This window comes from Streptomyces sp. B1866 (assembly GCF_031932565.1).
GTDB lineage: Bacteria > Actinomycetota > Actinomycetes > Streptomycetales > Streptomycetaceae > Streptomyces.
This window is the reverse complement of the sequence record NZ_JAVSCF010000430.1, coordinates 1-2,917: the sequence shown is the minus strand read 5'-3', so window position 1 is coordinate 2,917 and position 2,917 is coordinate 1. Positions and strand designations below refer to the sequence as shown.

Annotated in this window: 2 protein-coding genes and 1 pseudogene; all 3 read left to right on the top strand. The window is 74.6% G+C overall.

The features are described from left to right. A partial coding sequence (locus tag RKE29_RS29040; RefSeq protein ID WP_312008694.1) for a response regulator occupies positions 1-548 on the top strand: 548 nt, incomplete at its 5' end. A gap of 278 nt (positions 549-826) precedes the next feature. Next, positions 827-1,507: a response regulator gene (locus RKE29_RS29035; protein ID WP_312008693.1), complete on the top strand. Its 681-nt coding sequence runs from the start codon at positions 827-829 to the stop codon at positions 1,505-1,507. 262 nt (positions 1,508-1,769) lie between these two features. Further along, positions 1,770-2,917, top strand: a pseudogene (locus RKE29_RS29030) (cell division protein FtsK); the annotation flags it as partial.

Sequence of the window (2,917 nt, the reverse complement as noted above, 5' to 3'; positions counted from 1 at the left end):
GCGAGGCGGCGGCCCGTGAGGCGGCCGGGCGCCAGGCCCTGCGGCCGGGTCCTGAGGGGCCGCGGCCGGCGGTGGACGCCCGCGCCGGCCGACGCGCGGACGGCGGCGTCCAGCCGCCCGAGCCCTGGCTGGTCAGCGGCCAGGACCTGGTCGCCCAGCAGTCCGGCGAGGGGTTCGACGGCGAGAAGGTGCTGATCGTCGACGACGACATCCGCAACGTGTTCGCGCTCACCAGCGTGCTGGAGCAGAACGGGCTGCAGGTGCTCTACGCCGAGAACGGCCGGGAGGGCATCGAGGTCCTGGAGCAGCACGACGACGTGGTGCTCGTGCTCATGGACATCATGATGCCGGAGATGGACGGCTACGCCACGACGGCCGCGATCCGCAGGATGCCCCAGTTCGCCGGGCTGCCCATCATCGCGCTCACCGCGAAGGCGATGAAGGGCGACCGCGAGAAGAGCATCGACGCCGGTGCGTCGGATTATGTGACCAAGCCGGTCGACACCGATCACCTTCTGGCGGTGATGGAACAGTGGATGCGAGCGTAAAGTAACGGACCGGGGCTTCAACGGCCCCCGCTGCTGACTGGCTGTTGCCGGGCACGTGTGAAACCGCGGTGTTCGGGGAACCTTCTGGTCCCCGCACGCGTTTCTGCTACGTGCACAGTGACATCACGGTGACAGGGTGTGGCGAACAGCGGGGTGCGGCTACGATGACCGGCACAAGGACGGGCGGCACAAGGGAGTCGTCCCCTGGGGCGGCGCCCGGCGCCTCCCCGAGCTCTTCGAGCAGGGGAGGTCCCATGCCGGGGCGAGGAGGACGGGCCATGGTGCAGAAGGCCAAGATCCTCCTGGTCGATGACCGGCCGGAGAATCTGCTGGCGCTGGAGGCCATTCTCTCGGCGCTCGATCAGACCCTGGTCCGGGCATCGTCAGGGGAGGAGGCGCTCAAGGCGCTGCTGACGGACGACTTCGCGGTGATCCTGCTGGACGTCCAGATGCCGGGCATGGACGGATTCGAGACCGCGGCGCACATCAAGCGGCGCGAGCGCACCCGCGACATCCCGATCATCTTCCTCACCGCCATCAACCACGGCCCGCACCACACCTTCCGCGGCTACGCGGCGGGCGCGGTGGACTACATCTCCAAGCCCTTCGACCCGTGGGTGCTGCGCGCCAAGGTCTCGGTCTTCGTCGACCTCTACATGAAGAACTGCCAACTGCGCGAGCAGGCCGGGCTGCTGCGGCTGCAGCTGGAGGGCGGCAACGGCCAGTCCCCGGCCGCGGGCGGCAAGGAGCCGGCCGGGCTGCTCGCCGAGCTGTCCGCGCGGCTGGCCGCCGTGGAGGAGCAGGCCGAGGCGCTGTCCAAGCAGCTGGCCGAGTCGGCGGACGCCGCGGCCGTGGCCACCGCCGCCCACCTGGAGCGCAAACTGACGGGGCTGCGCCGCGCGCTGGACGCGCTGGAGCCGGGCGCCGCGGGCGGCGGCCCGGTGCCGCCGCAGAGCTGAGAGCCGAGAGCGCCGACGGGCCGAGCCGCCCCGCGCCAGGCGCCGTACGGCGCCCGTGCCGCCGCCCCCGTACGGCAACCGCCCCGGCCGCCCTTGGCCGCCGGATTCCCTGACCCCGCGTCACCCGCCGCCGCGCCCCGCGCGGGAGCCCGCCGGACCCCTCGGCCGCCGCCCTCGGCCGCCTGACGCCTGTGACCGCTGGGGCACGGGCGAACCCACGGCATGCGTGCTCCGTAGGGCTGACGCGGGTAACCTCGCCCCCATGGCCTCACGTACGTCCGGCAAGGGTCCCCAGGGCGCGGCGGGCGCCCCCCGAAAGCGCGCCGGGCAGTCCGCGGGCGCCGCCAGAGCGGCCGGGAAGGCCCCGGCGAAGAAAGCCCCCGCGAAGAAGGCCCCGGCCAAGAAGGCTCCGGCCAGGAAGTCCGCAGCCAAGGCGCCGCCGCCCAAGGCGCCCAACCCCACCAGCGGCGTGTACCGCGCCGTCCGCGCCGTGTGGATGGGCCTGGCCCGCGCCGTCGCCGGCGCGCTGCGCGGCATAGGGCGCGGCGCCCGGGGCCTGGACCCCGCGCACCGCAAGGACGGCCTCGCGCTGCTGTTCCTCGCCCTGGCCCTGGTCGTCGCGGGCGGCACCTGGTCCCACCTCGACGGCCCGGTCGGCGACCTGGTCGAGACGCTGGTCACCGGTACGTTCGGCCGGCTGGACCTGGTGGTGCCCCTGCTGCTGGGCGCCATCGCCGTCCGGCTGATCTTCCACCCGGAGCAGCCGGAGGCCAACGGGCGGATCGTCATCGGCCTGTCCGCGCTGGTCATCGGCGTGCTCGGGCTGATCCACGTCGCCTGCGGCGCGCCCGGCCGGGGCCAGGGCAGCCAGGCCATCCAGGACGCGGGCGGCCTGATCGGCTGGGCCGTGTCCCGGCCGCTGATCTTCGCCATGGGCACCCTGCTGGCCTTCCCGATCCTGCTGCTGCTCACCGTCTTCGGGCTGCTGGTCGTCACCGCCACCCCCGTCGCCGCCGTCCCCCAGCGGCTGCGGCAACTCGGCGCCCGCCTGGGGCTCGTACGCCCGTACGACCCGGCGTACGAGGCCGGTACCGAAGCGGCCGAGGACGGCGAGGACGCCTCGGCGTACGCCGACTACGCCGGGGAATGGCGTGAGACCCCCGCCAGACGGCCCCGGCGCGCCTCCCCGGGCCGCGGGGACCCGGCAGGTCCGGCCGACCCGCAGCGGGCCGAGGAGGAGGCGCTGCGCGCCCGCCGCCGGCCGCGCCGCGCGCCGTCCGTGCAGCCGCCGCTGGACCGCCCGCTGGACGCCGTCGACGTGGCCGCCGCTGCGGCGGCCGCCCTGGACGGGGCGGTGCGGCACGGCGTGCAGCCCTCGCCGCTCGTCGCCGACCTCAGCAGCGGCATCTC